Source organism: Mycobacterium sp. (assembly GCF_032159775.1).
Taxonomy (GTDB): Bacteria; Actinomycetota; Actinomycetes; order Mycobacteriales; family Mycobacteriaceae; genus Mycobacterium.
Window position 1 is genome coordinate 1 of sequence record NZ_JAVHWK010000205.1, and the last position, 23831, is coordinate 23831.

At 65.3% G+C, this 23831-nt stretch carries 21 protein-coding genes, 1 tRNA gene and 1 pseudogene; 19 read left to right on the plus strand and 4 right to left on the minus strand.

Features of this window, described 5'->3' with window-relative positions; genetic code table 11:
- Positions 1 to 814: pseudogene (locus QOJ24_RS26040) on the plus strand (M48 family metallopeptidase); the annotation flags it as partial.
- 588 nt (positions 815 to 1402) lie between these two features.
- On the opposite strand, the gene QOJ24_RS26045 reads toward QOJ24_RS26040, so the two are convergent.
- Together QOJ24_RS26045 and QOJ24_RS26050 are read right to left on the minus strand one after the other, a co-directional pair.
- On the minus strand, positions 1403 to 2761 hold the full coding sequence (locus tag QOJ24_RS26045; protein WP_526266390.1) for a hypothetical protein: 1359 nt from the start codon (positions 2759 to 2761) through the stop codon (positions 1403 to 1405).
- An 822-nt stretch (positions 2762 to 3583) separates the two neighbouring features.
- Positions 3584 to 3656: transfer RNA gene (locus QOJ24_RS26050), tRNA-Arg, on the minus strand.
- A 103-nt stretch (positions 3657 to 3759) separates the two neighbouring features.
- On the opposite strand from QOJ24_RS26050, the gene argS reads away from it, so the two are divergent.
- From argS to rho, 6 genes are all read left to right on the plus strand, one after another.
- A complete protein-coding gene (argS, locus tag QOJ24_RS26055) occupies positions 3760 to 5412 on the plus strand; it encodes an arginine--tRNA ligase (protein ID WP_526266392.1) in 1653 nt (550 codons plus the stop codon).
- Positions 5412 to 6827 carry a diaminopimelate decarboxylase gene (gene lysA, locus QOJ24_RS26060; RefSeq protein WP_526266393.1) on the plus strand — a complete coding sequence of 472 codons (1416 nt, stop codon included), beginning with the start codon at positions 5412 to 5414 and terminating at the stop codon, positions 6825 to 6827. The genes argS and lysA overlap by 1 nt, the downstream gene beginning before the upstream one ends.
- Positions 6828 to 6830: 3 nt before the next feature.
- Positions 6831 to 8150, plus strand: coding sequence for a homoserine dehydrogenase (locus QOJ24_RS26065; protein ID WP_526266395.1), 1320 nt, complete (start codon positions 6831 to 6833; stop codon positions 8148 to 8150).
- The gene (gene thrC / locus QOJ24_RS26070) at positions 8147 to 9232 is read left to right on the plus strand and encodes a threonine synthase (RefSeq protein WP_526266397.1); all 1086 of its coding nucleotides are present in this window, start codon (positions 8147 to 8149) and stop codon (positions 9230 to 9232) included. Before QOJ24_RS26065 ends, thrC begins: the two co-directional genes overlap by 4 nt.
- A 10-nt stretch (positions 9233 to 9242) precedes the next feature.
- Positions 9243 to 10187, plus strand: a complete 945-nt coding sequence (gene thrB / locus QOJ24_RS26075) for a homoserine kinase (RefSeq protein WP_526266399.1) — start codon at positions 9243 to 9245, stop codon at positions 10185 to 10187.
- 362 nt (positions 10188 to 10549) lie between these two features.
- Complete coding sequence (rho, locus tag QOJ24_RS26080) at positions 10550 to 12430, plus strand: transcription termination factor Rho (RefSeq protein WP_526266401.1); 1881 nt, start codon at positions 10550 to 10552, stop codon at positions 12428 to 12430.
- On the opposite strand, the gene QOJ24_RS26085 is transcribed toward rho, so the two are convergent.
- Positions 12427 to 13041 carry a TetR/AcrR family transcriptional regulator gene (locus QOJ24_RS26085; RefSeq protein WP_526266403.1) on the minus strand — a complete coding sequence of 205 codons (615 nt, stop codon included), beginning with the start codon at positions 13039 to 13041 and terminating at the stop codon, positions 12427 to 12429. The genes rho and QOJ24_RS26085 overlap by 4 nt on opposite strands.
- A gap of 142 nt (positions 13042 to 13183) precedes the next feature.
- Here QOJ24_RS26085 and fadD1 point away from each other — a divergent pair, with 142 nt between their 5' ends.
- Positions 13184 to 14791 (plus strand): fatty-acid--CoA ligase FadD1, encoded by a 1608-nt coding sequence (gene fadD1 / locus QOJ24_RS26090; protein WP_526266405.1) that lies wholly within the window; start codon positions 13184 to 13186, stop codon positions 14789 to 14791.
- On the opposite strand, the gene QOJ24_RS26095 is transcribed toward fadD1, so the two are convergent.
- A complete protein-coding gene (locus QOJ24_RS26095; protein WP_526266407.1) occupies positions 14731 to 15165 on the minus strand; it encodes a MarR family winged helix-turn-helix transcriptional regulator in 435 nt (144 codons plus the stop codon). The genes fadD1 and QOJ24_RS26095 overlap by 61 nt on opposite strands.
- Positions 15166 to 15358: 193 nt before the next feature.
- On the opposite strand from QOJ24_RS26095, the gene QOJ24_RS26100 reads away from it, so the two are divergent.
- The 11 genes from QOJ24_RS26100 (at position 15359) to QOJ24_RS26150 (ending at position 23801) form a co-directional block, all read left to right on the plus strand.
- Entirely contained in the window at positions 15359 to 15829 is a 471-nt protein-coding gene (locus QOJ24_RS26100; RefSeq protein ID WP_526266409.1) for a maleylpyruvate isomerase family mycothiol-dependent enzyme, read from the plus strand.
- 135 nt (positions 15830 to 15964) lie between these two features.
- Complete coding sequence (gene rpmE, locus QOJ24_RS26105) at positions 15965 to 16204, plus strand: 50S ribosomal protein L31 (protein ID WP_526266411.1); 240 nt, start codon at positions 15965 to 15967, stop codon at positions 16202 to 16204.
- Positions 16205 to 16309: 105 nt separating this feature from the next.
- The gene (prfA, locus tag QOJ24_RS26110) at positions 16310 to 17386 is read left to right on the plus strand and encodes a peptide chain release factor 1 (RefSeq protein ID WP_526266412.1); all 1077 of its coding nucleotides are present in this window, start codon (positions 16310 to 16312) and stop codon (positions 17384 to 17386) included.
- Positions 17383 to 18252 (plus strand): peptide chain release factor N(5)-glutamine methyltransferase, encoded by an 870-nt coding sequence (gene prmC, locus QOJ24_RS26115; protein WP_526266414.1) that lies wholly within the window; start codon positions 17383 to 17385, stop codon positions 18250 to 18252. The genes prfA and prmC overlap by 4 nt, the downstream gene beginning before the upstream one ends.
- Positions 18249 to 18908, plus strand: coding sequence for an L-threonylcarbamoyladenylate synthase (locus QOJ24_RS26120; RefSeq protein WP_526266416.1), 660 nt, complete (start codon positions 18249 to 18251; stop codon positions 18906 to 18908). The genes prmC and QOJ24_RS26120 overlap by 4 nt, the downstream gene beginning before the upstream one ends.
- A gap of 45 nt (positions 18909 to 18953) precedes the next feature.
- Complete coding sequence (locus QOJ24_RS26125; RefSeq protein ID WP_526266418.1) at positions 18954 to 20156, plus strand: glycosyltransferase family 4 protein; 1203 nt, start codon at positions 18954 to 18956, stop codon at positions 20154 to 20156.
- A 237-nt stretch (positions 20157 to 20393) separates the two neighbouring features.
- Complete coding sequence (locus QOJ24_RS26130; RefSeq protein ID WP_526266420.1) at positions 20394 to 20867, plus strand: ATP synthase subunit I; 474 nt, start codon at positions 20394 to 20396, stop codon at positions 20865 to 20867.
- Positions 20864 to 21622, plus strand: a complete 759-nt coding sequence (gene atpB / locus QOJ24_RS26135; protein WP_526266422.1) for a F0F1 ATP synthase subunit A — start codon at positions 20864 to 20866, stop codon at positions 21620 to 21622. The genes QOJ24_RS26130 and atpB overlap by 4 nt, the downstream gene beginning before the upstream one ends.
- A 61-nt stretch (positions 21623 to 21683) precedes the next feature.
- Complete coding sequence (locus tag QOJ24_RS26140) at positions 21684 to 21929, plus strand: F0F1 ATP synthase subunit C (protein ID WP_015308519.1); 246 nt, start codon at positions 21684 to 21686, stop codon at positions 21927 to 21929.
- A gap of 13 nt (positions 21930 to 21942) precedes the next feature.
- Positions 21943 to 22464: a F0F1 ATP synthase subunit B gene (locus QOJ24_RS26145; RefSeq protein WP_526266424.1), complete on the plus strand. Its 522-nt coding sequence runs from the start codon at positions 21943 to 21945 to the stop codon at positions 22462 to 22464.
- Between the two features lie 5 nt (positions 22465 to 22469).
- Positions 22470 to 23801 (plus strand): F0F1 ATP synthase subunit B/delta, encoded by a 1332-nt coding sequence (locus tag QOJ24_RS26150; RefSeq protein WP_526266426.1) that lies wholly within the window; start codon positions 22470 to 22472, stop codon positions 23799 to 23801.
- The last annotated feature ends 30 nt before the right edge of the window (positions 23802 to 23831 follow it).

Sequence of the window (23831 nt, forward strand, 5' to 3'; positions counted from 1 at the left end):
CGCAGAGCAGGTCGTCGCCCGCGCAGGCACCTTCGGCCCGGCCGATCTGAAATACGGTGCCGCCCTGCATGCGCGGCTGCCCGACGACATCCGACAGCTCGCCACCCAGCCGACGACGGCGCCTGCGGCGGTGATCGCCTTTCTTTTGGCGCCGCCCGGCGAGACGCTACAAGCCCGCCAACTCGCCTCGGTCGTTGCGCGGATGGGGCCGGCGCAGGCGCGAGACGTGGCCGCTCTCGCGACGCAGATGGCGACGTTGCCTCAAAAGCTGCGCATGCCGTTCGTCGGACTAGCTCTTCCCCAGCTAGCGGCGCATTCCCGTCATGACCAGGATGCGTTGGTCGCAGCGCTGAACGATCTCGCCGTCGCCGACGGGACGGTGACGATGTTCGAGTACTGCCTGACCCGGCTGGTCTGGAACTACCTGCTGGACGGGGCCGACCCGTCCCGTCGCAGCAAGGTGGGCAACGGCTCCTTACAGAACGTGCGCCCGGTGGTGACGACGCTCCTTGCCACGCTTGCGGTCGCGAGCGGCGGCGATCCCGACACCTCAGCGCGTGCGTTCCATGGTGCGCTGCGACGGTTGTACGGCGATGCGGCCACGCCAGACAGCCCGCGCAGGCACAGCTGGCAGCAGACGCTCGACGGCGGCTGGGCTGCGCTGGACGCGTTGGAGCCGAAGGCCAAACAGGCGCTCGTCGAGGCGATGGTGGAGCCGGTGCTTCACGACGGCACCGTTACAGCGGCGGAGGGTGAAATGCTGCGCGCCGCGTGCAGTTTGATGCACGTCCCACTGCCCGCGCTGCTCGACTGATCCCCCCGGGCGGTCAGCCGTAAAGTGACCGTCGATCAGTCGGTTGCAGTAAATTTATCGAATCGGCGCCGGCGCCGTGGGTCGCGAGCAGTGGCTGAAGCTGACATCTCAACTCCTCCTTCAACCAACGAGATTCACTTTTCTGAGCAGGGCAATAGCCCTACTAGATTGGAGGACCAAAGGGGACCTATATGTTCCTAAGAACTTGCTGTGGCGGGTGTGAAACCGCTCACTGCGCCCGAACTCCGCGATCTGGAATCAACTGCAGACCAATACGTTCCGTGCGATCGGGCGATTCGGGCGGTGCTCACCGCCTGCATGTTGGACCGAGTGACCTATGTCACCGGGTAAGTCGGCGGCCCTCACCAGCGACCGCACTTGTCGTCAGGAGCACATCGTCGATAAGCAAGGCCCAGATATGAATTCATGCGTGCCGACGTGTACGAGTTCGTCTGTCGCGCCGGCCATGGCCATCGCTGGGCGTGTCGTGTAGGACCCGTGAGAACGCAATAATTCCTTGTGAAGACAGAACAGCCCGGGACTCCTGAGAGCCCCGGGCTGTTCGCTCGGTTACTTGTCCGACAGTTCTTAGCCGCTGGCGCCGGGGGCGCCATTCGGTGTGCCGGCACCTCCGGTGCCGCCAGCTCCAGGCGTGCCGCCGGGACCAGCATGGCCACCGTCGCCGCCGGGGCCACCAGGACCAGCCGGGACGCCGGCGCCCGGATTATTCGCGTCGAACGCGCCTCGGGTGGCGCTGCCGCCGTTGCCGCCCTTACCACCGTTGCGGAAGAAGCCCCGTCCGCTGCCGCCGAGACCGCCTTCGCCGCCGGACGGCGTTCCTGTGCCCGATACCTGGGCCGGCCCGGCGTTACCGGCTTGGCCGCCATTGCCGTTGCCGAACACGTTTCCGCCGTCTCCACCACTGCCCGAGTGGGCGGCTCCGTTTATGGCATGGCCGTATCCGCCGTTGGCACCGGCACCACCGTCGCCGACGACCGTGTCGCCGCCATTACCTCCGAGACCGCCGTAGGCATCGGCGCCCGCGGAGTACGCGTCACCGCCGGCGCGCCCTGCGCCACCGTTACCGAAGGCAGCACCGCCGCCGTCGCCGCCGTCGCCAGCGTTCGCTTCACCTGAATTGGTACCGATTCCAGTCGCAGCCGCGAAGCCGCCGAGGCCGCCGAGGCCGCCGCCGTTGAGCCCGAAGCCGCCGTCGCCGGCGTCTCCGCCATCTGCGTCGCCGACGCTTGTTTGTGCGCCGCCGCCGGCACCACCACCGCCGCCAAGGCCACCAAACAAACCGCCCCGGCCGCCGGCACCGCCGGCTTTACCTTGGGCGTCGTTATCTGCCGTGATGGCCGGGTTGTCCACGGCGTTGATTTCCGATCCGCCGGCGCCGCCGAGGCCGCCGTTGCCGAAGAAACCGGCATTCCCGCCGTTCGCGCCCGCGGTGGCCTCGTAGTACTGGTCGCTCGAATTGATGACGTTGTCACCGTTCGTGTCGCGGTAGTAGCCGGCGTCTAGGCCTTTTCCGCCCTGGCCGCCATTGCCGAAGAGCAAGCCGCCGCTCTTTCCGGCCGTCGCCTGAACTACGTTGCCGGTTACTGGGTCGACGTAGGCATTCGTGCCGGCTGCGCCGTTACCAAACAGACCTGCCCCGCCGGTCAAACTGCCCGCTATTTGTGAGGGCGCCGCAAAAGCGATCGATGCGAAAGTACTGCCGGAACCGACGAAGCTCGGTGCTGCGTTAGCGCCAAGCCCGAAGATGTTGCAGTTGGGCTGTGCGAAACACAGTGGCCCCGTCGCGAACTCCGTGTTCACCAGCGAGACGTCGTATTCGAGCGTCTTCGGCTGGTCGATGCTCGAACTCACCGACGCGAGAGGCGACGTACCGCCCGGTCCGGACAGCAACAGAGCGGCGCCGCCTGCAAGTGCGAGTCCGCCCATGAGTGGTACGACAGGCAAGCGCAGACCTCGCGCCGCCTCTTTCCTATGCTTGGGCATGTAATTCCCCCTTTGATTAGATAGACCCAATATTGCCCACTAGCAAACGTAACACCACTTTCTCGTCGCTGGTCACTAAAAACGCGAATTCGGCAGACTAGTTGCGATTTCAATTAGCCGGGTGAAAGGTGAGGTCTCGCCGATGCCTGACGGCGTACATGAGCGACAAGAGAGCCGAACCCTTTCGTAGCGCTGCCTATCGATAAAACCGCAGTTCATCGGCCTACTGCCGCAGTCGGCCGCGAGCGACTAATTGTTCGCGTCGTGCGATTCGGGCAAATCTTGGGTCGGCCACAGGCTCCTATCAGGTTCCGGAAATTTGCTCATACTCGGCACAGCTCGATTCTTGGGCCTGCTTCAAGATCGCATCGAGTGTTATGTGGATGTCAGCCCGCAAACAAGTCTTAATTGTTCAGGGCAATTATTTGCGGTTTCGAGCGACAGCAAATATTGCGGTCTCTGACACTTCGCGCTGCAACAAAGGCGACGCCATCTGCCTTTACAGGCCATTGACGACCGTTTCGACATGTATGCGGACGTCAAAGCACTGCGCAAATCATTTGTTGCCTTCAGTAATGACATCTCCGCACGGCAATAACAACGCCCCAGACCACATGAGCCGCGGATACAGAATGTATTTAGAGCGTTGCCAGGAACCCGGTGACGCAGCTAGTACGCCACAGGCGCATGTCTGCTCGACGGGGTGCGGTCGGGAAGTCGCCAAACACGCAACCATCCCCATTTGTGATGTGGTCCGAAGATGAGTGCCCCCGGCAGGATTCGAACCTGCGGCCTTCCGCTCCGGAGGCGGACGCTCTATCCCCTGAGCTACGGGGGCGCACGCGGACTGACTGCGCCAATGGGCGTGCACAGATTAGCGCATCGACGTCTGCGTTTAACGATTCGGGGCCTGACCACCCGAGACCATAGGATGGACCCTCGTGACCCCCGCCGACCTGGCCGAGCTGCTCAAGTCCATCGCCGCCGCGGTGCTGGCCGAGCATGACCTCGATGCGTCGGCGCTGCCTGCGACGGTCACCGTCGAGCGGCCGCGAAATCCCGAGCATGGCGATTACGCGACCAATCTCGCATTGCAGCTCGCCAAAAAGGTCGGCGCAAACCCGCGTGAGCTGGCGGGATGGCTGGCGACCGCGCTCACCGAGGCTGACGGCATCGCCTCGGCCGGGGTGGCCGGACCCGGCTTCGTCAACCTTCGGCTCGATGCAAACGCCCAGGGCGTCATCGTCGACAACGTCATCGCTGCGGGTAGGACCTACGGGCATTCCGACGCGCTGGGCGGGACGAACATCAACCTCGAGTTCGTCTCCGCCAACCCGACCGGTCCGATCCACATCGGCGGCACCCGCTGGTCGGCCGTCGGGGACGCGCTGGGACGGCTGCTGTCCACGCAGGGCGCGCAGGTCGTTCGGGAGTACTACTTCAACGACCACGGCGCCCAGATTGACCGGTTCACCAACTCGTTGATCGCCGCGGCGAAGGGCGAACCCACACCCGACGACGGTTATGCCGGCGACTACATCGCAGACATCGCAGACCAGGTGCTCGCCAAAGAGCCCGACGCGCTGAACCACCCCGACGAGCAGATGCGCGAGACGTTCCGGTCGATCGGCGTTGACTTGATGTTCAACCACATCAAGCAGTCCCTGCACGACTTCGGCACCGACTTCGACGTCTACACCCACGAAGACTCGATGCATACCAGCGGTCGCGTCGACCAGGCCATCGCCCGGCTGCGTGACGTGGGCAAGATCTATGAGAAGGACGGCGCAACGTGGTTGCGTACCACCGATTTCGGTGACGACAAGGACCGCGTCGTCATCAAGAGTGACGGCAACCCGGCCTATGTCGCCGCCGACATCGCCTATTACCTCGACAAGCGGGCACGCGGATTCGACCTGTGCATCTACATGCTCGGTGCCGACCACCACGGTTACATCTCGCGTCTGAAGGCGATCGCGGCGTCTCTCGGCGAAGACCCCGCCACGGTCGAGGTGCTGATCGGCCAGATGGTAAACCTGGTCCGTGACGGCCAGCCGGTCCGGATGAGCAAGCGGGCGGGCACGGTCATCACGCTCGACGATCTCGTCGAGGCCATCGGCGTCGACGCCGCCAGGTATTCATTGATCCGGTCATCGGTTGATTCGCCCATCGACATCGATTTGGCGTTGTGGTCATCGGCATCCAGCGAAAACCCGGTGTATTACGTGCAATACGCGCACGCCCGGCTCTCCGCGCTGGCGCGCAATGCCGCCGAACTGGGCCTGGTCGCGGACACCTCGCATCTCGAGCTGCTCACGCACGAGAAGGAGGGCACGCTGATTCGCAACATCGGCGAGTTCCCGCGTGTGTTGGAAACCGCTGCCTCGTTGCGTGAGCCGCACCGGGTCTCGCGTTATCTGGAGGACCTGGCCGGCGACTACCACCGGTTTTACGATTCCTGCCGGGTGCTACCGCAGGGCGACGAGGAGCCCAGCGAGCTCAACACCGCACGGCTGGCGCTGTGCCAGGCCACCCGCCAGGTCATCGAGAACGGGCTCGGCATTCTCGGCGTCACCGCACCGGAGCGGATGTAATGGCCCATCCCGCCGGACCTCGGCACGCCGAAGAAAATCACCTAGCAGGCACCCCTCTTCGTCCACAGTCATCCGATCAGCTGCTGATGCTCGCGCCGAACGTCTGGCCGCGCAACACCGTTCGCGGCGACGACGGTGTTGCGTCCATCGCCGGGGTGAAGGTGACGGACATCGCCGAGGAGTTCGGCACGCCCGTCTTCGTCATCGACGAGGACGACTTCCGGTCGCGCTGCCGCGAGATCGCCGCTGCGTTCGGCGGGGGCGAGAACGTCCGTTACGCGGCCAAGGCGTTCCTGTGCACCGAAGTCGCCCGCTGGGTGAACGAGGAAGGTCTGTCGCTCGACGTGGCCAGTGGCGGCGAACTCGCCGTCGCGTTGCACGCAGACTTTCCTGCGGAGCGCATCGCGCTGCACGGCAACAACAAGTCCGTCGATGAGCTGTCGGCGGCGGTCAAGGCCGGCGTCGGCCACGTCGTGCTGGATTCGATGACCGAGATCGAGCGGCTCGAGGACATCGCCGCCGCGGCGGGTGTCGTGCAGGACGTACTGGTACGCGTCACCGTGGGCGTCGAGGCCCATACGCATGAGTTCATCTCGACCGCTCACGAGGACCAGAAGTTCGGATTGTCGTTGGCCAGTGGAGCCGCGATGGCCGCCGTACGCCGGGTGTTCGAGACCGATCACCTACGACTGGTCGGACTGCACAGCCACATCGGTTCGCAGATCTTCGACGTCGCGGGCTTCGAGATCGCGGCCCACCGGGTGATCGGCCTGCTGCGCGACGTGGTCGCCGAATTCGGTGTCGACAAGACCGCGCAGATGTCGACCGTCGACCTCGGCGGGGGACTGGGTATCTCGTATGTGCCCCAGGATGATCCGCCCCCGGTCGAGGACCTCGCGGCCAAGCTCGGCGCGATCGTGCACAACGAGTCGGCCGCGGTCGGCCTGCCCACCCCGCGGCTGGTGGTCGAGCCGGGGCGGGCCATTGCGGGCCCAGGCACCATCACCGTGTACCGGGTCGGCACCGTCAAGGATGTGGCCGTCAGTCCGTCCGCGCACCGCCGCTACGTCAGCGTCGACGGCGGCATGAGCGACAACATCAGGACATCGCTCTATGGTGCGGAATACGACGTGCGCCTGATCTCCCGAACCAGCGATGCGGCGCCGACGCTGGGCCGTGTTGTCGGAAAGCATTGTGAAAGCGGCGATATCGTCGTGCGTGACGCGTGGGTCGCCGACGACGTCTCACCCGGCGATCTGCTGGGCGTCGCGGCCACCGGTGCGTACTGCTATTCCATGTCGAGTCGTTACAACCTGATCGGCCGCCCCGCGGTGGTGGCTGTGCGCGACGGGCGGGCCCGCCTGATCCTGCGCCGGGAGACGGTCGACGATCTGCTCAGTCTGGAAGTGAGGTAGTTGATGAACCAAAAAGCTGTCGGCGTAGCCGTATTGGGCCTCGGGAATGTGGGCAGTCAGGTTGTCCGCATCATCGAGGAGAGCGCCGAGGATCTGACCGCTCGCATCGGTGCACCGCTCGTGCTTCGCGGCGTCGGTGTGCGACGGGTCGCCGACGACCGTGGCGTGTCAGTCGACCTCCTCACCAACGACATCGAAGAGTTGGTGTCCCGCGACGACGTCGACGTCGTCGTCGAGGTGATGGGTCCGGTCGAACCCGCCCGCAAGGCGATCCTGTCCGCCCTCGAGAAGGGCAAGTCCGTCGTGACCGCCAACAAGGCGTTGATGGCGCAGTCCACCGGCGAGCTGGCGCAGGCCGCCGAGCACGCCCACGTCGATCTCTACTTCGAGGCCGCGGTCGCCGGTGCCATTCCCGTCATTCGCCCGCTCACGCAGTCCCTCGCGGGCGACACGGTTCTGCGGGTCGCCGGAATCGTCAACGGCACAACCAACTACATCCTTTCGGAGATGGACAGCACGGGTGCCGAGTATTCGGCGGCACTGGCCGACGCGAGCGCGCTCGGCTACGCCGAGGCTGACCCGACCGCTGATGTCGAGGGATACGACGCGGCGGCCAAGGCCGCCATCCTGGCGTCCATCGCCTTCCATACGCGGGTGACCACGGACGACGTCTACCGCGAGGGCATCACCAAGGTGACCCCCGCCGACTTCGCCACCGCGCGGGCACTTGGCTGCACGATCAAGCTCCTGTCCATCTGCGAGCGCCTCACCAACGACGAAGGACAGCAACGCATCTCGGCGCGCGTGTATCCGGCGCTGGTGCCGCTGACGCATCCCCTCGCCTCGGTCAATGGAGCTTTCAACGCCGTTGTGGTGGAGGCCGAGGCGGCTGGCCGGTTGATGTTCTACGGGCAGGGTGCCGGGGGAGCGCCGACGGCGTCGGCTGTGATGGGAGATCTCGTGATGGCCGCGCGCAACCGGGTGCAGGGCGGGCGTGGGCCCCGTGAGTCGAAATACGCGAAGCTCCCCATCTCGCCGATCGGCTTCATCCCCACTCGCTACTACGTCAGCATGAACGTCGCCGACCGACCCGGCGTACTGTCCGCCGTCGCAGCCGAATTCGGCAAACGCGAGGTCAGCATCGCCGAGGTACGCCAGGAGGGCGTGGTCGACGAAGGTGGCCAGCGTTGCGGTGCCCGGATCGTGGTGGTGACCCACGAGGCGACCGACGCGGCGCTGTCGGACACCGTCGCCGCGCTCGCCGATCTCGACGTCGTGCAGGAAGTGGCCAGCGTGCTGCGGCTCGAGGGAACCAGCGAATGAGCGACACCCGCGCCGAGCCGGTGCACAAGTCGTGGCCCGGCCTGATCGCCGCCTACCGCGACCGACTGCCGGTCGAGGACAACTGGAACCCGATCACCCTTCTGGAGGGCGGTACGCCGCTGATCCACGCCAAGCGGCTCTCCGAACAGACCGGCTGCACAGTGCATTTGAAGGTCGAGGGCCTGAACCCGACAGGCTCCTTCAAGGACCGGGGCATGACGGTCGCTGTCACCGAGTCAGTGGCCCGTGGCCAGCAGGTCGTGTTGTGCGCGTCAACTGGTAACACGTCGGCGTCGGCGTCGGCGTACGCCGCGCGTGCCGGCATCACCTGTGCGGTGCTGATCCCGCAGGGCAAGATCGCGATGGGCAAGCTCGCCCAGGCGGTCATGCACGGCGCGAAGATCCTGCAGATCGACGGCAACTTCGACGACTGCCTCGAGCTCGCCCGCAAACTCGCCACCGACTACCCGACGGTCGCACTGGTGAACTCCGTGAACCCGTACCGCATTGAGGGTCAGAAGACCGCGGCCTTCGAGATCGTCGACGTTCTCGGCGCAGCACCCGATGTGCACTCCTTGCCGGTCGGCAACGCAGGCAACATCACCGCGTATTGGAAGGGCTACACCGAATACCACCGGGACGGGCTGTCTGACCGGCTGCCGCGAATGCTGGGGACGCAGGCAGCGGGCGCAGCACCCCTGGTTCTCGGCGAGCCCGTCAAGTCGCCAGAAACCATCGCCACCGCGATCCGGATCGGCGCACCCGCGTCCTGGATCTCGGCCGTCGAGGCCCAACAGCAGTCCGGCGGCCGCTTCATTGCCGCGACCGACGACGAGATTCTGGCTGCCTATCGCCTGGTCGCCGCAAGCGAGGGAGTGTTCGTTGAGCCGGCGTCGGCGGCCAGCATCGCCGGCCTGCTCAAGTCCGTCGAGGACGGCTGGGTGGCCAGGGGTTCCACCGTGGTGTGCACCGTGACCGGCAACGGCCTCAAAGACCCCGACACCGCGCTCAAGGACATGCCGACGGTCACACCGGTTCCGGTCGACGCAGGCGTCGTCGTCGCAGAACTCGGACTGGCCTGACGGGGATCCGGTGAGCCAAACTCTGCCTGCCGGATTGACGGCGACCAGTGTCGTCGCGGCCTCCAGCGCCAATCTCGGCCCTGGATTCGACAGCCTCGGCCTCGCGCTCAGCCTTTATGACGAGATCGTCGTCGAGACAACCGAGTCCGGTCTCACCGTCGAAGTGGAGGGTGAGGGCGCAGGGCAGGTGCCGCTGGACTCGACACATCTCGTCGTGCGGGCCATCCAGCATGGCTTGCGCGCCGTTGGCGCCACCGTTGCGGGTCTGAACGTTCACTGCCGCAACAGTATTCCGCAGTCACGGGGGCTTGGTTCATCTGCTGCCGCAGTGGTCGGGGGACTGGCAGCCGTCAATGGCCTTGTCGCACAATCCGATCAGAGACCGATGTCGGAAGCGGAGTTGATCCAGCGGGCATCGGAGTTCGAGGGTCATCCTGACAACGCCGCCGCCGCCGTTCTCGGCGGAGGAGTGGTGTCGTGGACGTCGACCGGCGCGACCGGGCCGCGCTACGGCGCTGCCCCGCTGCAGATACACTCCGACATCCGCCTTTTTGCCGCCATCCCCGAGCAGCGCTCCCTGACGGCAGAGACCCGCGTGCTGTTGCCCCGATCGGTCAGCCATGTCGACGCGCGGTTCAATGTGAGCCGCGCCGCGCTGCTGGTCGTCGCCCTCACCGAACGCCCTGACCTGCTGATGGACGCCACCGAGGACGTGCTGCATCAACGCCATCGGGCGATTGCCATGCGAGCATCCGCGGAATATCTGATGCTGATGCGGCGTTGTGGCGTTGCAGCGGTGCTTTCAGGGGCTGGGCCTGCGGTTATCGGTCTGAGCACTCAGTCGGAACTCCCCGCAGAGGTCCTCGAGTTCGGCGCCGCGAATGGATTCACCGTCAGTGAGATGTCCGTCGGCGACGGCGTTCGATGGGCCTCAGGCGTGGCCGTACGGAGTTGACAGCTGTCACACACGAATCAGCGAGTTTCTTGCTTCCTGCACCGATGCGGGCTATTCTCGCTTTCGTCCAGCAATCGTATGGTTTTCGCCTGCGCCGACACCAGGACACACCAATTCTTCTCGTGGATGACGGTTAGCCTTACCGCCGCGGATCCCGGCAATCACCGTTGCAGGTGCGACGGTGGCAGCTTCGCAGTCAGCCATTTGGCTGAGTGCAACGAAACCCTCGTGACGTGATCACCGAGGGAAAGAAAGGAAATCCGTTGACTGAAACGGACCTTGTCACGGCCGGCGACAGCGCCGAACAGGCTGAACTGCCAAACACCGTGAACACAGAATTCTCATCTCCTGAGAAGCCTGACGTGACACACCAGCCGACACCGGAACCGAATGCGGCCGGCAAGGCTGATTCCGACCCGGCGCCCAAGGCGGATGCCGAACCGGCCCGCAAGGCCGACGTCACGACTGATGCCTCGAAGGGGTCGTTGTCGAGCATGGTGCTGCCCGAACTGCGGGCACTGGCCAACTCGGTCGGCGTCAAGGGTGCCTCCGGGATGCGGAAAGGCGAACTCATCGCCGCGATCCGTGAGAGCCGCGGTGAGTCGGTGGACAACTCCACCGAGGCCCCGAAGGCCGACACCGCCCGCAACGACGGCGGTTCAGCGCCCTCGGACGCCGCAACCGACGGCGGCGCGCAGGCCAATGCAGGCGGGCAACAGGCTGCGCAGCGTCGTGAGCGGCGAGCCGCCTCCCGTGACGCAGGCACTGCCGGCGATAAGAACAAGCAGGATGGCGGCCAGAACGCCAAGGACGGCGCCGACTCGGAGAAGAGCGCTAACAGGAACAAGAACCAGCAGGACACCAAGCCGGACAGCAAGCAGGACGGCGGTGACCAGCAGGGCGGCGATCAGCAGGGCAACCAGCAGAATCGCAACAACAACAACGCCAACAACAACGCGAACAACAACAACGACGATGACGACCGCGGCGGACGTCGCGGCAGGCGTTTCCGCGACCGCAGGCGCCGCGGCGACCGTCAAGGCGGCGGTGACGGCGGCGGTGGCGGCGAGACCGAGCTTCGCGACGACGATGTCGTCCAGCCCGTCGCGGGCATCCTCGACGTGCTCGACAACTACGCGTTCGTCCGTACCTCGGGTTACCTCGCGGGACCGAACGACGTTTACGTGTCGATGAACATGGTTCGTAAGAATGGCCTGCGCCGCGGCGACGCCATCACCGGCGCGGTCCGTGTTCCCAAAGAGGGGGAAGGCGGCGGTCAGAATCCACGCCAGAAGTTCAACCCGCTGGTCCGGTTGGACACCGTCAATGGTGGCCCGGTCGAGGACGCCAGGAACCGTCCCGACTTCACCAAGCTGACCCCGCTGTATCCCAACCAGCGGTTGCGTCTGGAGACCACTCCAGACCGCCTGACCACGCGCGTCATCGACCTGATCATGCCGATCGGCAAAGGCCAGCGTGCGCTGATCGTGTCGCCGCCCAAGGCGGGCAAGACCACGATCCTGCAGGACATCGCGAACGGCGTCACCCAGAACAACCCGGAATGCCACCTGATGGTCGTCCTCGTCGATGAGCGGCCCGAGGAGGTCACCGACATGCAGCGCTCGGTGAAGGGTGAGGTCATCGCCTCCACCTTCGACCGGCCGCCGTCGGATCACACCCAGGCCGCCGAATTGGCCATCGAGCGGGCCAAGCGCCTCGTCGAACAGGGCAAGGACGTCATCGTGCTGCTCGACTCGATCACCCGCCTCGGCCGCGCGTACAACAACGCGTCGCCCGCTTCGGGTCGCATCCTGTCCGGTGGTGTCGACTCCACCGCGCTGTATCCGCCGAAGCGGTTCCTCGGCGCGGCACGCAACATCGAACATGGCGGCTCGCTGACGATCATCGCGACCGCGATGGTCGAGACCGGGTCCACGGGCGACACGGTGATCTTCGAAGAGTTCAAGGGCACGGGCAACGCCGAGCTCAAGCTCGACCGCAAGATCTCCGAGCGTCGGGTGTTCCCGGCGGTCGACGTCAACCCGTCGGGCACCCGCAAGGACGAGCTGCTGCTCTCGACCGATGAGTTTGGCGTCGTGCACAAGCTGCGCCGTGTGCTGTCGGGGCTGGATTCCCATCAGGCCATCGACCTGCTGATGAGCCAGCTACGTAAGACGAAGACGAACTACGAGTTCCTGGTGCAGGTCTCCAAGACCACGCCGGGCTCGATGGACAACGACTAAGTTTTCGTCTGCGCCGGGTCGGCCGTCAGGCCCGGAATCACGTAGCGCCGTACATGCGCGCGCACCTGGTCCGGATTGCTCGGGTCCAGCGTGTCGCCGGGAACGGTGACCAGCGAGATGACCACGCGGGCCACCCATTCCGACGCTTCGTCGACGTGGGTATCGGGGTGGATCTCGCCGCTGCGGACCGCTGCGGCGACATATCGGCGCCAGAACGCGGCGAGGTCAGGCACCAGGCCTTGCACGCCGGCGCCTGCGCACGCGGCGAATTCCTCGGGTTCGTCCATCCGCAGCCGCATCAACAGCGAGCCGGGGTCGTCGTAGGCGGTGCGGGCATTGACCACTCCCTTGGCGATCTGCTGATCGATGCCGGACAGAGGCTCGAGCATCGCGTGTACTTCTGACCACCACGCCTCGTTGAGCCGGACGATCGCCGCTCCGAGCAATGACGCCTTGTCCGGAAAATGCCGATAGAGCCAGCCGCGCGACACCAGCGCAGCCTCAGCAACCTCGGAGACCGTCGTAGCCCGAATTCCCTTGGCGCGCAGGCATCCTTCGGCCGCATCGATCAACCGATCGCGGACGCTTTTGGCAGCCGTGCTGCTCGTCACCGGGTCCTCCTCTCGTCATCGCGTCGCCTGTTCGGGCACGATCAGCGCTACTGCCAACTGGCAGGCGGATACTACCGACCAGACAGCGGGTGGTAGACAGATCCGCGAATCTGTTTACCGGATGCACGGACCGAGGTGAGTCATGGCGGACACCCTGCAGCAGTTGCTGCGTGAGCGTTCCGAGCAGGACACCATCGCGATCAAGTACGGCGACCGCACGTGGACGTGGCGCGAACACGTCGGCGAGGCACGCGCCCAGGCCGCCGCGATCATCGGTATCGCCGATTCCGACCGGCAACTGCACGTCGGCGTGCTGCTCGCCAACGGTCCTGACATGTTGACCGCCATGGCTGCCGCGGCACTCGGTGGCTATGTGCTGTGCTGCGTCAACAACACCCGACGCGGCGAAAGTCTGGCGCGCGACATCGCCCTCGTCGATTGCCAGATACTGATCACCGACGCCGGGCACCGAGATCTGCTCGACGGTCTCGGGCTGCCGGGTGTCCGGGTGCTGGACACCTCTAGTGACGAATGGGCCTCGCTCACCGCCGAACCGCGGGACTTGACGCCGCATCGCGAGGTGGGTCCCGACGACACTTTCGTGATGATCTTCACCTCGGGAACCAGTGGCGACCCGAAGGCGGTCCAGGTCCAGCACATGATGCCGATCTTCGCGGGAAGCTCGCTGGCGCAACGGTATTCGGTCAGCTCATCCGATGTCTGCTATGTATCGATGCCGCTGTTCCACTCCAACTCCATTTACGCGGGCTGGGGCGTTGCGATGGTGACCGGGGCGGCGATCGTGCCCGCGGTGTTCACCGTCTCCCGCTTCCTCGACGACATTCGCCGTTACGGCGTCACGTTCATGAACTACGTCGGAAAACCGCTCGCCTACATCCTGTCCACCCCGGAAAAGCCCGATGATCACGACAACCCGCTGCGCGTCGCGTTCGGCAACGAGGCCAGCGACCGGGACATCGCCGAGTTCGCACGGCGTTTCGACTGCACCGTGTGGGACGGGTTCGGGTCGACCGAGAACGCCGTCATCATCACGCGCGAGGAGGGCTGCCCGGAGGGCTCGCTCGGGAAGGGCTTTCCGGGGGTCGCCATCTATGACCCTGAGACAGTGCAGGAGTGCGAGGTTGCGGCTTTCGACGATAGTGGCGATCTGGTCAACCGCGAGGCGGCCGTCGGGGAGCTGGTCAACACCTCCGGCGGCGGGTTGTTCCGCGGCTACTACAAGGACGAGGGAGCAACGGATCACCGGTTGCGCCACGGCATGTACTGGTCGGGCGATCTGGCCTACCGCGACGCCGACGGCTGGATCTATTTCGCGGGCCGTACGGCCGACTGGATGCGGGTCGACGGCGAAAATCTCGCCGCCGCACCGATCGAGCGAATCCTGATTCGGCTTCCCGAGGTCAGCCGCGTTGCGGTGTACCCGGTTTCAGATGAGTCGGTCGGCGATCAGGTGATGGCAGCCCTAGTGCTGCGCGACGGCGCGACACTGACACCCGAGGCATTCGAGGAGTTTATCGGCGGCCAGGCCGACCTGTCGCCGAAGGCGTGGCCGCGCTACGTCTGGATCGCCGACGACCTGCCGTCGACGGCGACCAACAAGATCCTCAAGCGGGAGCTGGTCTCTTACGGCACAACACCGCCGGGTGGGTTGTTGTGGAAGCGCGACGGTCAGCGGTACGGATCGGTGACGTCGCGCAGCGACACCAGCGCGGCACGCAATTCGTCGTAGGCTTTCGGGCCCAGGTGCCTTCGCCACTCGGCCTCAACCTTGGTGATCTCGGCAGCCGCTGTGGCGCAGAGCTTTTCGCCCCGGTCGGTCAGCACGACAAGGCGGGCGCGGGCGTCGGCCGGATCGGGTTTGCGTTCGACGTAGCCGTTGGCCTCCAGCTCGTCGACCAGCGCGCCCGCGGTCTGCTTGGTCACCCCCGCCTGCTCGGCAAGGTCGGTAATACGAATCCCATCGCGGCTCAGCCGTTGACCGATGCGGCTCTGGGCAAGGGTCAGGTCGTCGAAGCCGGCTGCCCGCACCGCGTCGAACACTCGGGCTTCGGCGGCGCGATGCGCGACGAACATCAGCAGCGCGGAGTTCGGTTCGTCACCCATTCCTCGAGTATAGGTTGATTTAGTATGGATTCCTGTCTATATTCGTCAGGAAGACTTACTAAATCGGAGGGCGGACATGGACAACTCGCAGATCTGGGCCTACATCGACCAGCAACGTGCCGACCTCGCCGATTTTCTGGACACCCTGACGCCCGAGCAGTGGGAAACGCCGTCGTTGTGACCGGGATGGACAGTGCGGCAGGCGGCCGCCCACATCACCCAGTCATCGACGAATTGGGGGCGGCTGTCGTTCGAGCTCCTGCGATCCGGCTTTCGATTCAACGCGTTGACACTGCGCCTGGGCCGCGACGACCAGCGCAAACCGGAAGAGATCACCGCGGCTCTGCGGGCGATGGTCGGCGGTCGCCGCAGGCCACCCGGCACAGCAGTGGCCGATCCCCTGGCGGACGTGCTGGTGCACGGGCAAGACATTGCGGTGCCCCTCGGCCTGCCGCGGACCATGCCCGTTCCAGCCGCGGTGATCGCGGCCGAGCGGCTCTGGAAGATGGGTTTTCCGTTCAATGCGCGCAAGCGGTTCCCGAACGTCACCTTCACCGCGACCGATGCGGATTTCAGCGTCGGCGACGGGAACGTGGTGCGCGGACCGATTCAGGACATCGTGATGACGCTGTCGGGCCGACGAGCCGGATTGCCCGTGGAATAGCCGTCCCCGTCGGCGCGTTTAGGCTACTAGCGGTTGACCTGGCATAATGGGCCGCTGACCTTCGGTTCCGGTTCACGCTCCAAAGCTCCAGGTAAGGCAAGGGCGACCCGGCGGCCAACGAATGAAGAGGACACCATGAAATCAGGCATTCACCCTGACTACAGCGAGACGACCGTGCACTGCGGCTGCGGTAACACGTTCACCACGCGCAGCACCAAGAAGAGCGGACAGATCCACGTCGAGGTCTGCTCGCAGTGCCACCCGTTCTACACGGGCAAGCAGAAGATTCTCGACAGTGGCGGCCGCGTGGCCCGCTTCGAGAAGCGCTACGGCAAGCGCAAGGCCAGCGGCGCCGACAAGGCCGCCGACAACTAGCTGACCGAACGACGCCCGATCTGTCGCACATGCGCAGGCCGGGCGTCGCTTCGCGTTCTGCGAGAAAACCCGCCGGACCGCTAGGGACAACGCGAGGAGGGCGACATGACGGACACCGCGCCGGCCATCGACGCCATCCTCTCCGAGCACGCCGACCTCGAGCGTCAGCTCTCCGATCCCGACCTGCACTCCGATGCGGACAAGGCCCGCAAGGTCGGCAGGCGTTTTGCCCAGCTGGCGCCCATCGTGTCGACCTATCGCAAGCTGGAAACTGCCCGCGGCGATCTGGATACCGCCCGCGAACTGGCCGATGACGATGACTCGTTCGCAGCCGAGGTGACTGAGCTCGCCAAGACGGTCGACGAACTCGACACTCACCTGACCGACCTGCTCGCTCCACGCGACCCACATGACGCGGACGACATTCTGCTCGAGGTGAAGTCCGGCGAAGGTGGCGAAGAGTCCGCGCTGTTCGCCGCCGATCTCGCACGCATGTATCTCCGCTATGCCGAGCGGCATGGCTGGACGGTGACGATGCTCGGCGAGACCACCTCCGATCTCGGCGGCTACAAGGACGCCACGCTTTCGATCAGAAGCAAAGGCGATTCCGCCGACGGTGTCTGGTCGCGGTTGAAGTTCGAGGGCGGCGTACACCGCGTGCAGCGTGTCCCGGTGACCGAGTCGCAGGGCCGGGTGCACACCTCTGCGGCGGGTGTTCTGGTCTATCCGGAACCTGAAGAGGTGGAGGCGGTCCAGATCGACGAATCAGACCTGCGCATCGACGTGTACCGGTCATCGGGCAAAGGCGGCCAGGGTGTCAACACCACCGACTCCGCGGTCCGCATCACCCACTTGCCCACCGGAATAGTCGTCACCTGCCAGAACGAGCGCAGCCAGCTGCAGAACAAAATCCGCGCCATGCATGTGCTTGCCGCACGGCTGCAGGCGCTCGCCGAGGAACAGGCGCAAGCGGACGCTTCGGCCGACCGGGCCAGCCAGATCCGCACCGTCGACCGCAGCGAACGGATCCGGACGTACAACTACCCCGAGAACCGCATCGCCGACCATCGCATCAACTTCAAGGCGCACAACCTCGATCAGGTCCTCGACGGTGACATGGACGCGTTGTTGGACGCCCTGGCGGCCGCCGACAAACAGTCGCGGCTGCAGCAGCAGGCATGACTCCCAAGACGAGCGCGCGGCTGCGGCGCCGGATCGACGGCGCCGCCGCCGAACTCGCCACGGCGGGAGTCGGATCACCGCGGGCCGACGCCGAGGAACTAGCCGCGTACGCCGCGGGCACGAGTCGGGGGAGATTGGCGGTACTCGGGGAGGTCGACGAAGGCTTCTGCGATCGCTACGCCGCTCTTATTGCCGCTCGTGTGCGTCGAGTCCCGTTGCAGCACATCGTCGGTTCCGCCGCTCTGGGTCCGGTGACCGTTTCCGTCGGTCCCGGAGTGTTCATCCCGCGACCGGAAACCGAAGGCCTGTTGGAATGGGCCTCGGCGCAAAATCTTCCGCCGCGCCCTCTGCTCGTCGACCTGTGCACGGGCACAGGTGCACTGGCGCTGGCCCTTTCGAGGTTCTGGCCCGACGCACGTGTCATCGCCGTCGACGACTCCGACGAAGCGCTGGACTACGCGTACCGAAACGTCGAAGGTTCGCACGTCGAACTGGTGCGGGCGGACGTCACCGACAACAGCCAATTACCGGAACTGGATGGACAGGTTGACCTCCTGGTCGCCAACCCGCCGTACATCCCCGACGGGGCAACACTCGAACCCGAAGTCGCGCAGCACGATCCGCCGCATGCATTGTTCGGTGGGCCTGACGGGATGATGGTCATCAACGCCATCGCCGAGGTGGCGGGCCGCTGGCTCAAGCCCGGCGGTCGCTGCGCGGTCGAGCATGACGACACCACATCGGCGGCCACTGTCGAAGCGTTCACCGCAATCGGCTGTTTCGTCGACGTGACGGCCAACCGGGACCTGGCAGGTCGACCCCGGTTCGTCACCGCGACACGCCAGAGGGAAGTCGAGGCAGAATGACTGAGATCTTCGACTGTGCCGACGCCGGTGCGCGCGCGACCGGAATCGCGTCGGCCGTCAGCGCGGTCAAGGGTGGGCGGCTCGTCGTGCTGCCCACCGACACCGTCTACGGGATCGGCGCCGACGCCTTCGACAACGCCGCGGTCGCCGCGCTGCTGTCGGCCAAGGGCCGCGGCCGCAACATGCCGGTTCCCGTGCTGGTCGGGTCCTGGCACACCATCGAGGGCCTGGTGTACACCGTGCCGGATGCCGCGCGCGAGCTGATTCGTGCGTTCTGGCCCGGCGCCTTGAGCCTGGTCGTCCAGCAGGCCCCGTCGCTGCAATGGGACCTCGGTGATGCGGCGGGCACCGTGATGCTGCGGATGCCGTTGCATCCGGTCGCCATCGAGGTGTTGCGCGAAGTCGGTCCGATGGCCGTGTCGAGCGCGAACATCTCCGGGCGACCCGCGGCGGTCACCGCGCAGGACGCGCGAGACCAACTCGGCGATCTCGTCGCCGTCTACCTCGACGGGGGACCGTCCCAACAGCAGGCGGCCTCCACGATCGTCGATCTCACCGACGAACAACCGCGCATCCTTCGCGCGGGTCCGGTGACCGCCAACGCGATCGCGGAAGTACTTGGCGTCGACGCCGATAGCCTCGCGCCAGCCACCTGACGCGCACTCCCGGCGCTCTCAAGTTCGTCAAGTACGGTTCATCCGGTGGTGAGCGAGGTGCATGTAGTGGCCAGCGGGCTGCTTGCGCTCTCCGATCGAGGCGCGGGCGTGCCGCTGCGCGAGCTGGCGCTCGTCGGGTTCACCGCCGCGATCATCACCTACTTCGCGACCGGCTGGGTCCGCGTGCTTGCCACTCGAGTCGGGGCCGTGGCCTATCCCCGGGAACGCGACGTTCACCTGCAGCCGACCCCGCGAATGGGCGGACTTGCGATGTACATCGGGGTGCTGGCCGCAGTGCTGCTCGCGTCGCAGCTGCCCGCACTGACCCGCGGCTTCGTCTATTCGTCCGGCCTGCCTGCCACCGTTGTCGCGGGCGGGCTGATCATGGTCATCGGCCTGATCGACGACAAGTGGGGCCTCGACGCGCTGACCAAGTTCGCAGGGCAGATCACCGCGGCAAGCGTGCTGGTGACAATGGGCGTGGCGTGGAGCGTGCTCTACATCCCGTTCGGTGGCGTCGGCACCATCGTGCTCGACCAGGTGTCGTCGATCCTGCTCACACTCGCGCTGACAGTCGCGATCGTCAACGCGATGAACTTCGTCGACGGCCTCGACGGCCTGGCCGCGGGTCTGGGCCTGATCACCGCACTGGCCATCACGATCTTTTCCATCGGCCTGCTGCGGGACCACGGTGGCGACGTGTTGTTCTACCCGCCCGCGGTGATCTCGGTGGTGCTGGCCGGCGCGTGTCTGGGTTTTCTGCCGCACAACTTCCACCGCGCGCGAATCTTCATGGGCGACTCCGGCTCGATGCTGATCGGGCTGATGCTCGGAGCGGCGTCCACCACCGCGGCAGGGCCGATCTCGCAAAGCGCATACGGCGCTCGCGACGTGTTCGCTCTGCTGTCGCCATTCCTGTTGGTGGTCGCGGTCATGTTCGTCCCCGCACTGGACATGTTGCTGGCCATCGTCCGGCGCACCCGCGCCGGTCGCAGTCCGTTCAGTCCCGACAAAATGCATCTGCACCATCGGTTACTGCAGATCGGCCATTCCCATCGGCGCGTGGTGCTGCTCATTTACCTGTGGGTCGGCATCGTCGCGTTGGGCGCCGCGAGCACCATTTTCTTCGACCCCCGATACACCGGCGGGGTGATGCTCGCGGCGACTTTGGTGGCGATCGTCGTGACGCTGATTCCCCTTCTCAGACGCCGCGAAGAGTCCTACGACGGGTTGTACGACGAAAAGTAGTAGTAGCCGGATTCTGGCTGCTTCCTGTGTGGTACGGTGCTGGTAGAACCCGAAAAACCTCGCGGGTTGCCGGCCCCCGCGCCGCCCGGCTCATCGCCGATCGGCACGGAAAAACGACCGACAAAGGGAGCTACTCCTTGGGTGATTCCAGCGCGTCTCGCGCACTCCGATACGCTCGGTGCGCCACGCACAGAATCATTGGGTTAGCCCTCGTGACCGCGGGATTGAGGTGACGCCGTGACGACGCCAGCGCAGGATGCGCCGTTGGTGTTTCCGTCAGTGGCTTTCCGGCCGTTGCGGTTGTTTGCCGTGTGCGTGGTTTTCGCCGGCCTGGTGACAGTGGCGGCCGCCCTGCTTGACCATCCGATGGTCGGGGTTTTCTTCGGAGTAGGCCTCGCGCTCGGTTTGCTCAACGCGATCCTCGTGCAGCGATCGGTCGAGGCGATCACAGCCAAGGACCATCCGCTCAAGAGCAAAATGGCAATCAACTCCGCCACCCGGCTGTTGGTGATGACGGTGATCGGCTTGACGATCGCATTCATCTTCCGGCCGCAGGGTCTCGGCGTCGTGTTTGGCATGGCGCTGTTCCAGGTATTGCTAGTGCTTTCCACGGCGCTGCCCGTCTTGAAGAAGCTGCGGGCGGGCGACGCGGACGCGAGGAGCATCGGCGTCGGTAGTGATGGACTCGAAGGGGAGGCAGGAGAGAAATGACCGAGACGATCCTCGCCGCCGGCTCCGGGATCGAAGTCGGCCACCACACGCAGGCGCACTGGTTCGGGCTGACCGTCAACACCGACACGGTGCTGTCCACCGCGATTGCCGCGGCGATTGTGCTGGCGCTGGCATTCTTCCTGCGCGCCAAGGTGACGTCGACCGGTGTGCCCAGCGGCGTGCAGCTGTTCTGGGAAGCGATCACAGTTCAGCTGCGCAACCAGATCGAGTCGGCGATCGGCATGAAGATCGCCCCGTTCGTGCTACCGCTGGCCGTCACGCTGTTCGTGTTCATTCTGGTGTCGAACTGGCTGTCGATCCTGCCCGTGCAGTACACCGATTCCAACGGCGGGATACACGAACTGCTCAAGCCGCCGGCCTCGGACATCAACTTCGTGCTGGCGCTCGCACTGTTCGTGTTCATCTGCTACCACGCGGCGGGCATTTGGCGCCGCGGCATCATCGGCCACCCGGTGAAGCTACTGAAGGGCCACGTCGCCGTTCTGGCGCCGATCAACCTCGTCGAGGAGCTCGCCAAGCCGATCTCGCTGTCACTCCGACTTTTCGGCAACATCTTCGCGGGCGGCATCCTGGTCGCGCTGATCGCCATGTTCCCGCCGTGGATCATGTGGGCGCCCAACGCGATCTGGAAGAGCTTCGACTTGTTCGTCGGCGCCATCCAGGCGTTCATCTTCGCCCTGCTGACGATCTTGTACTTCAGCCAGTCGATGGAACTCGACGAACAACATGACTGATACCGACCATGCTCGACCCACGTCCTGGTAGGACACCTGCCAGTTATCAAGGAGGATAAAGATGAATCCCACAATCGCTGCCGGCGCGCTCATCGGCGGTGGACTGATCATGGCCGGCGGTGCCATCGGCGCCGGTATCGGTGACGGCATCGCGGGTAACGCGTTGATCGCCGGCATCGCCCGGCAGCCCGAGGCCCAGGGACGCTTGTTCACTCCGTTCTTCATCACGGTCGGTCTGGTCGAGGCCGCCTACTTCATCAACCTGGCATTCATGGCGCTGTTCGTGTTCGCCACTCCGGTCAAGTAGGTAGTCCACGGTCATGAATGACCTCAGCTCGACGATCCTGGCGGCGGAAGAAGGCGGCGGTCAGAGCAACTTTCTGATCCCCAACGGCACGTTCTTCTTCGTGCTGATCATCTTCTTGATCCTGCTCGGTGTGATCGCCAAGTGGGTTGTGCCGCCTATCTCCAAGGTTTTGCGCGAACGCGAAGCCATGGTGCAAAAGACGGCTGAGGACAACCGTCGCGCAGCGCAACTGCGGGCGGCTGCTGACGCCGACTACCTGAAGGTGATGGCCACGGCCCGCCGCGAGGCGACGCACGTCCGTGAGGAGGCCCGTGCCGAGGGCCGCAAGATCGTCGAGGACGCGCGCGCCCGTGCCAACGCCGAGGTCTCGAAGGTGCTTGCGCAGGCCACCGAGGAGCTCACGGAGCAGTCGCTGGCGGTGACGGCCGACCTCCAGACGTCTGTTGAGACTCTGGCGGCGCAGTTTGCCAGTCGCGTCCTCGGGGTCCAGGTGACCACTCGTACGGTTCCGGTTACTACAGGACAGGGGCGTTAGCTGTCGTGTCGACCTTCATCGGACAGCTCATTGGTTTCGCGGTAATCGTCTTCCTCTTATGGAAATACGTTGTACCGCCGGTTCGCACCATGATGAAGAACCAGCAGGAGACCGTCCGCGCACAGCTGCAAGAACACTCCGAGGCCGAGAAAAAGGTCGCCGACGCCGACAAGGAGCACGCCAAGGCGCTCGAGCAGGCCAAGGCTGAGGCTTCGAAGGTGATCGAGGAGGCGCGTCACGACGCCGAGAAGATCGCCGAACAGCTGCGGGCCCAAGCCGACGCCGAGCTGGAGCGCATCAAAACGCAAGGGGCACAACAAGTTCAGCTGCTTCGTCAGCAGCTCATCCGCGAACTTCGGCAGACTCTCGGCGCCGAGTCCGTGCATCGTGCACGAGATATGGTGCGCGACTTCGTCTCCGATCCAGCAGAGCAGTCCGCGACGGTTGGCCGCTTCCTCGACGAGTTGGATGAGATGGCGCCGTCGAGCACGGTGTTCTCCGACGCCGCCACAGCGAAGCTGCGCGCCGCCAGCCGCCAGTCGGTGGCCACAGTCGTCGAACAGTTCGACGAGGCCGTGGCCGGGCTCGACGGCGCCGGACTGACCAAGTTGTCCGACGATCTGGCATCGACGGTCAAGTTACTGCGCCGCGAGCCGGTTTTGGCCAGGCATCTGGCCGACCCCTCCGCGGATTCCGCTTCCAGGGTGCACCTCGTTGAGCGACTGCTGTCCGGCAAGGTTTCCGAATCCGCACTCGACATACTCAAAAATGCCGTTTCGCAGCGCTGGTCGTCCGCCTCGGACTTGACGCGCGGAGTCCAACACCTCGCCAGGCTCGCCCTGCTGGTGCGCGCCGAAGCCGACGGGCAGATCGAAGACGTGGAGGACGAGCTGTTCAGGTTCAGTCGCATCCTCGACACCGAGCCGCGGCTGATCACCCTGCTCAGCGACTACACCTCCCCCGTGGACGGCCGAATCAGCCTGTTGAACAACGTGCTTCACCGCAGGGCGAGCAAGAACACCGCGGACCTGCTTCGCCAGACGGTCGAACTGCTGCACGGCGAGCGTGCTGATGACGCCGTCCGCGAGTTGGCGAATCTCGCGGTGTCCCGACGTGGCGAGGTCGTCGCACACGTGCGCGCCGCAAGCGAGCTCAGCGACGCTCAACGAAACCGACTGACCGAGTTGCTCACCCGCATCTACGGTCATCCGGTGTCGCTTCAGCTCGACATCGACCCGGCACTGCTAGGCGGCCTCACGATCGAGGTGGGCGACGAGGTGATCGACGGCTCGCTGTCGTCCAAGCTGGCGTCGGCCGAGAACCACTTGCCCGAATGACCCCGACAACATCAGACCCACACACGAAGT

Bases quoted from the DNA above. Each gene is read 5' to 3' on its own strand.
- QOJ24_RS26045 (WP_526266390.1), bottom strand. From the start codon at position 2,761: ATGGGCGGACTCGCACTTGCAGGCGGCGCCGCTCTGTTGCTGTCCGGA.
- lysA (WP_526266393.1), top strand. From the start codon at position 5,412: ATGGCCCATCCCGCCGGACCTCGGCACGCCGAAGAAAATCACCTAGCA.
- QOJ24_RS26065 (WP_526266395.1), top strand. From the start codon at position 6,831: ATGAACCAAAAAGCTGTCGGCGTAGCCGTATTGGGCCTCGGGAATGTG.
- thrC (WP_526266397.1), top strand. From the start codon at position 8,147: ATGAGCGACACCCGCGCCGAGCCGGTGCACAAGTCGTGGCCCGGCCTG.
- fadD1 (WP_526266405.1), top strand. From the start codon at position 13,184: ATGGCGGACACCCTGCAGCAGTTGCTGCGTGAGCGTTCCGAGCAGGAC.
- QOJ24_RS26095 (WP_526266407.1), bottom strand. From the start codon at position 15,165: ATGGGTGACGAACCGAACTCCGCGCTGCTGATGTTCGTCGCGCATCGC.
- rpmE (WP_526266411.1), top strand. From the start codon at position 15,965: ATGAAATCAGGCATTCACCCTGACTACAGCGAGACGACCGTGCACTGC.
- prfA (WP_526266412.1), top strand. From the start codon at position 16,310: ATGACGGACACCGCGCCGGCCATCGACGCCATCCTCTCCGAGCACGCC.
- prmC (WP_526266414.1), top strand. From the start codon at position 17,383: ATGACTCCCAAGACGAGCGCGCGGCTGCGGCGCCGGATCGACGGCGCC.
- QOJ24_RS26120 (WP_526266416.1), top strand. From the start codon at position 18,249: ATGACTGAGATCTTCGACTGTGCCGACGCCGGTGCGCGCGCGACCGGA.
- atpB (WP_526266422.1), top strand. From the start codon at position 20,864: ATGACCGAGACGATCCTCGCCGCCGGCTCCGGGATCGAAGTCGGCCAC.
- QOJ24_RS26140 (WP_015308519.1), top strand. From the start codon at position 21,684: ATGAATCCCACAATCGCTGCCGGCGCGCTCATCGGCGGTGGACTGATC.
- QOJ24_RS26145 (WP_526266424.1), top strand. From the start codon at position 21,943: ATGAATGACCTCAGCTCGACGATCCTGGCGGCGGAAGAAGGCGGCGGT.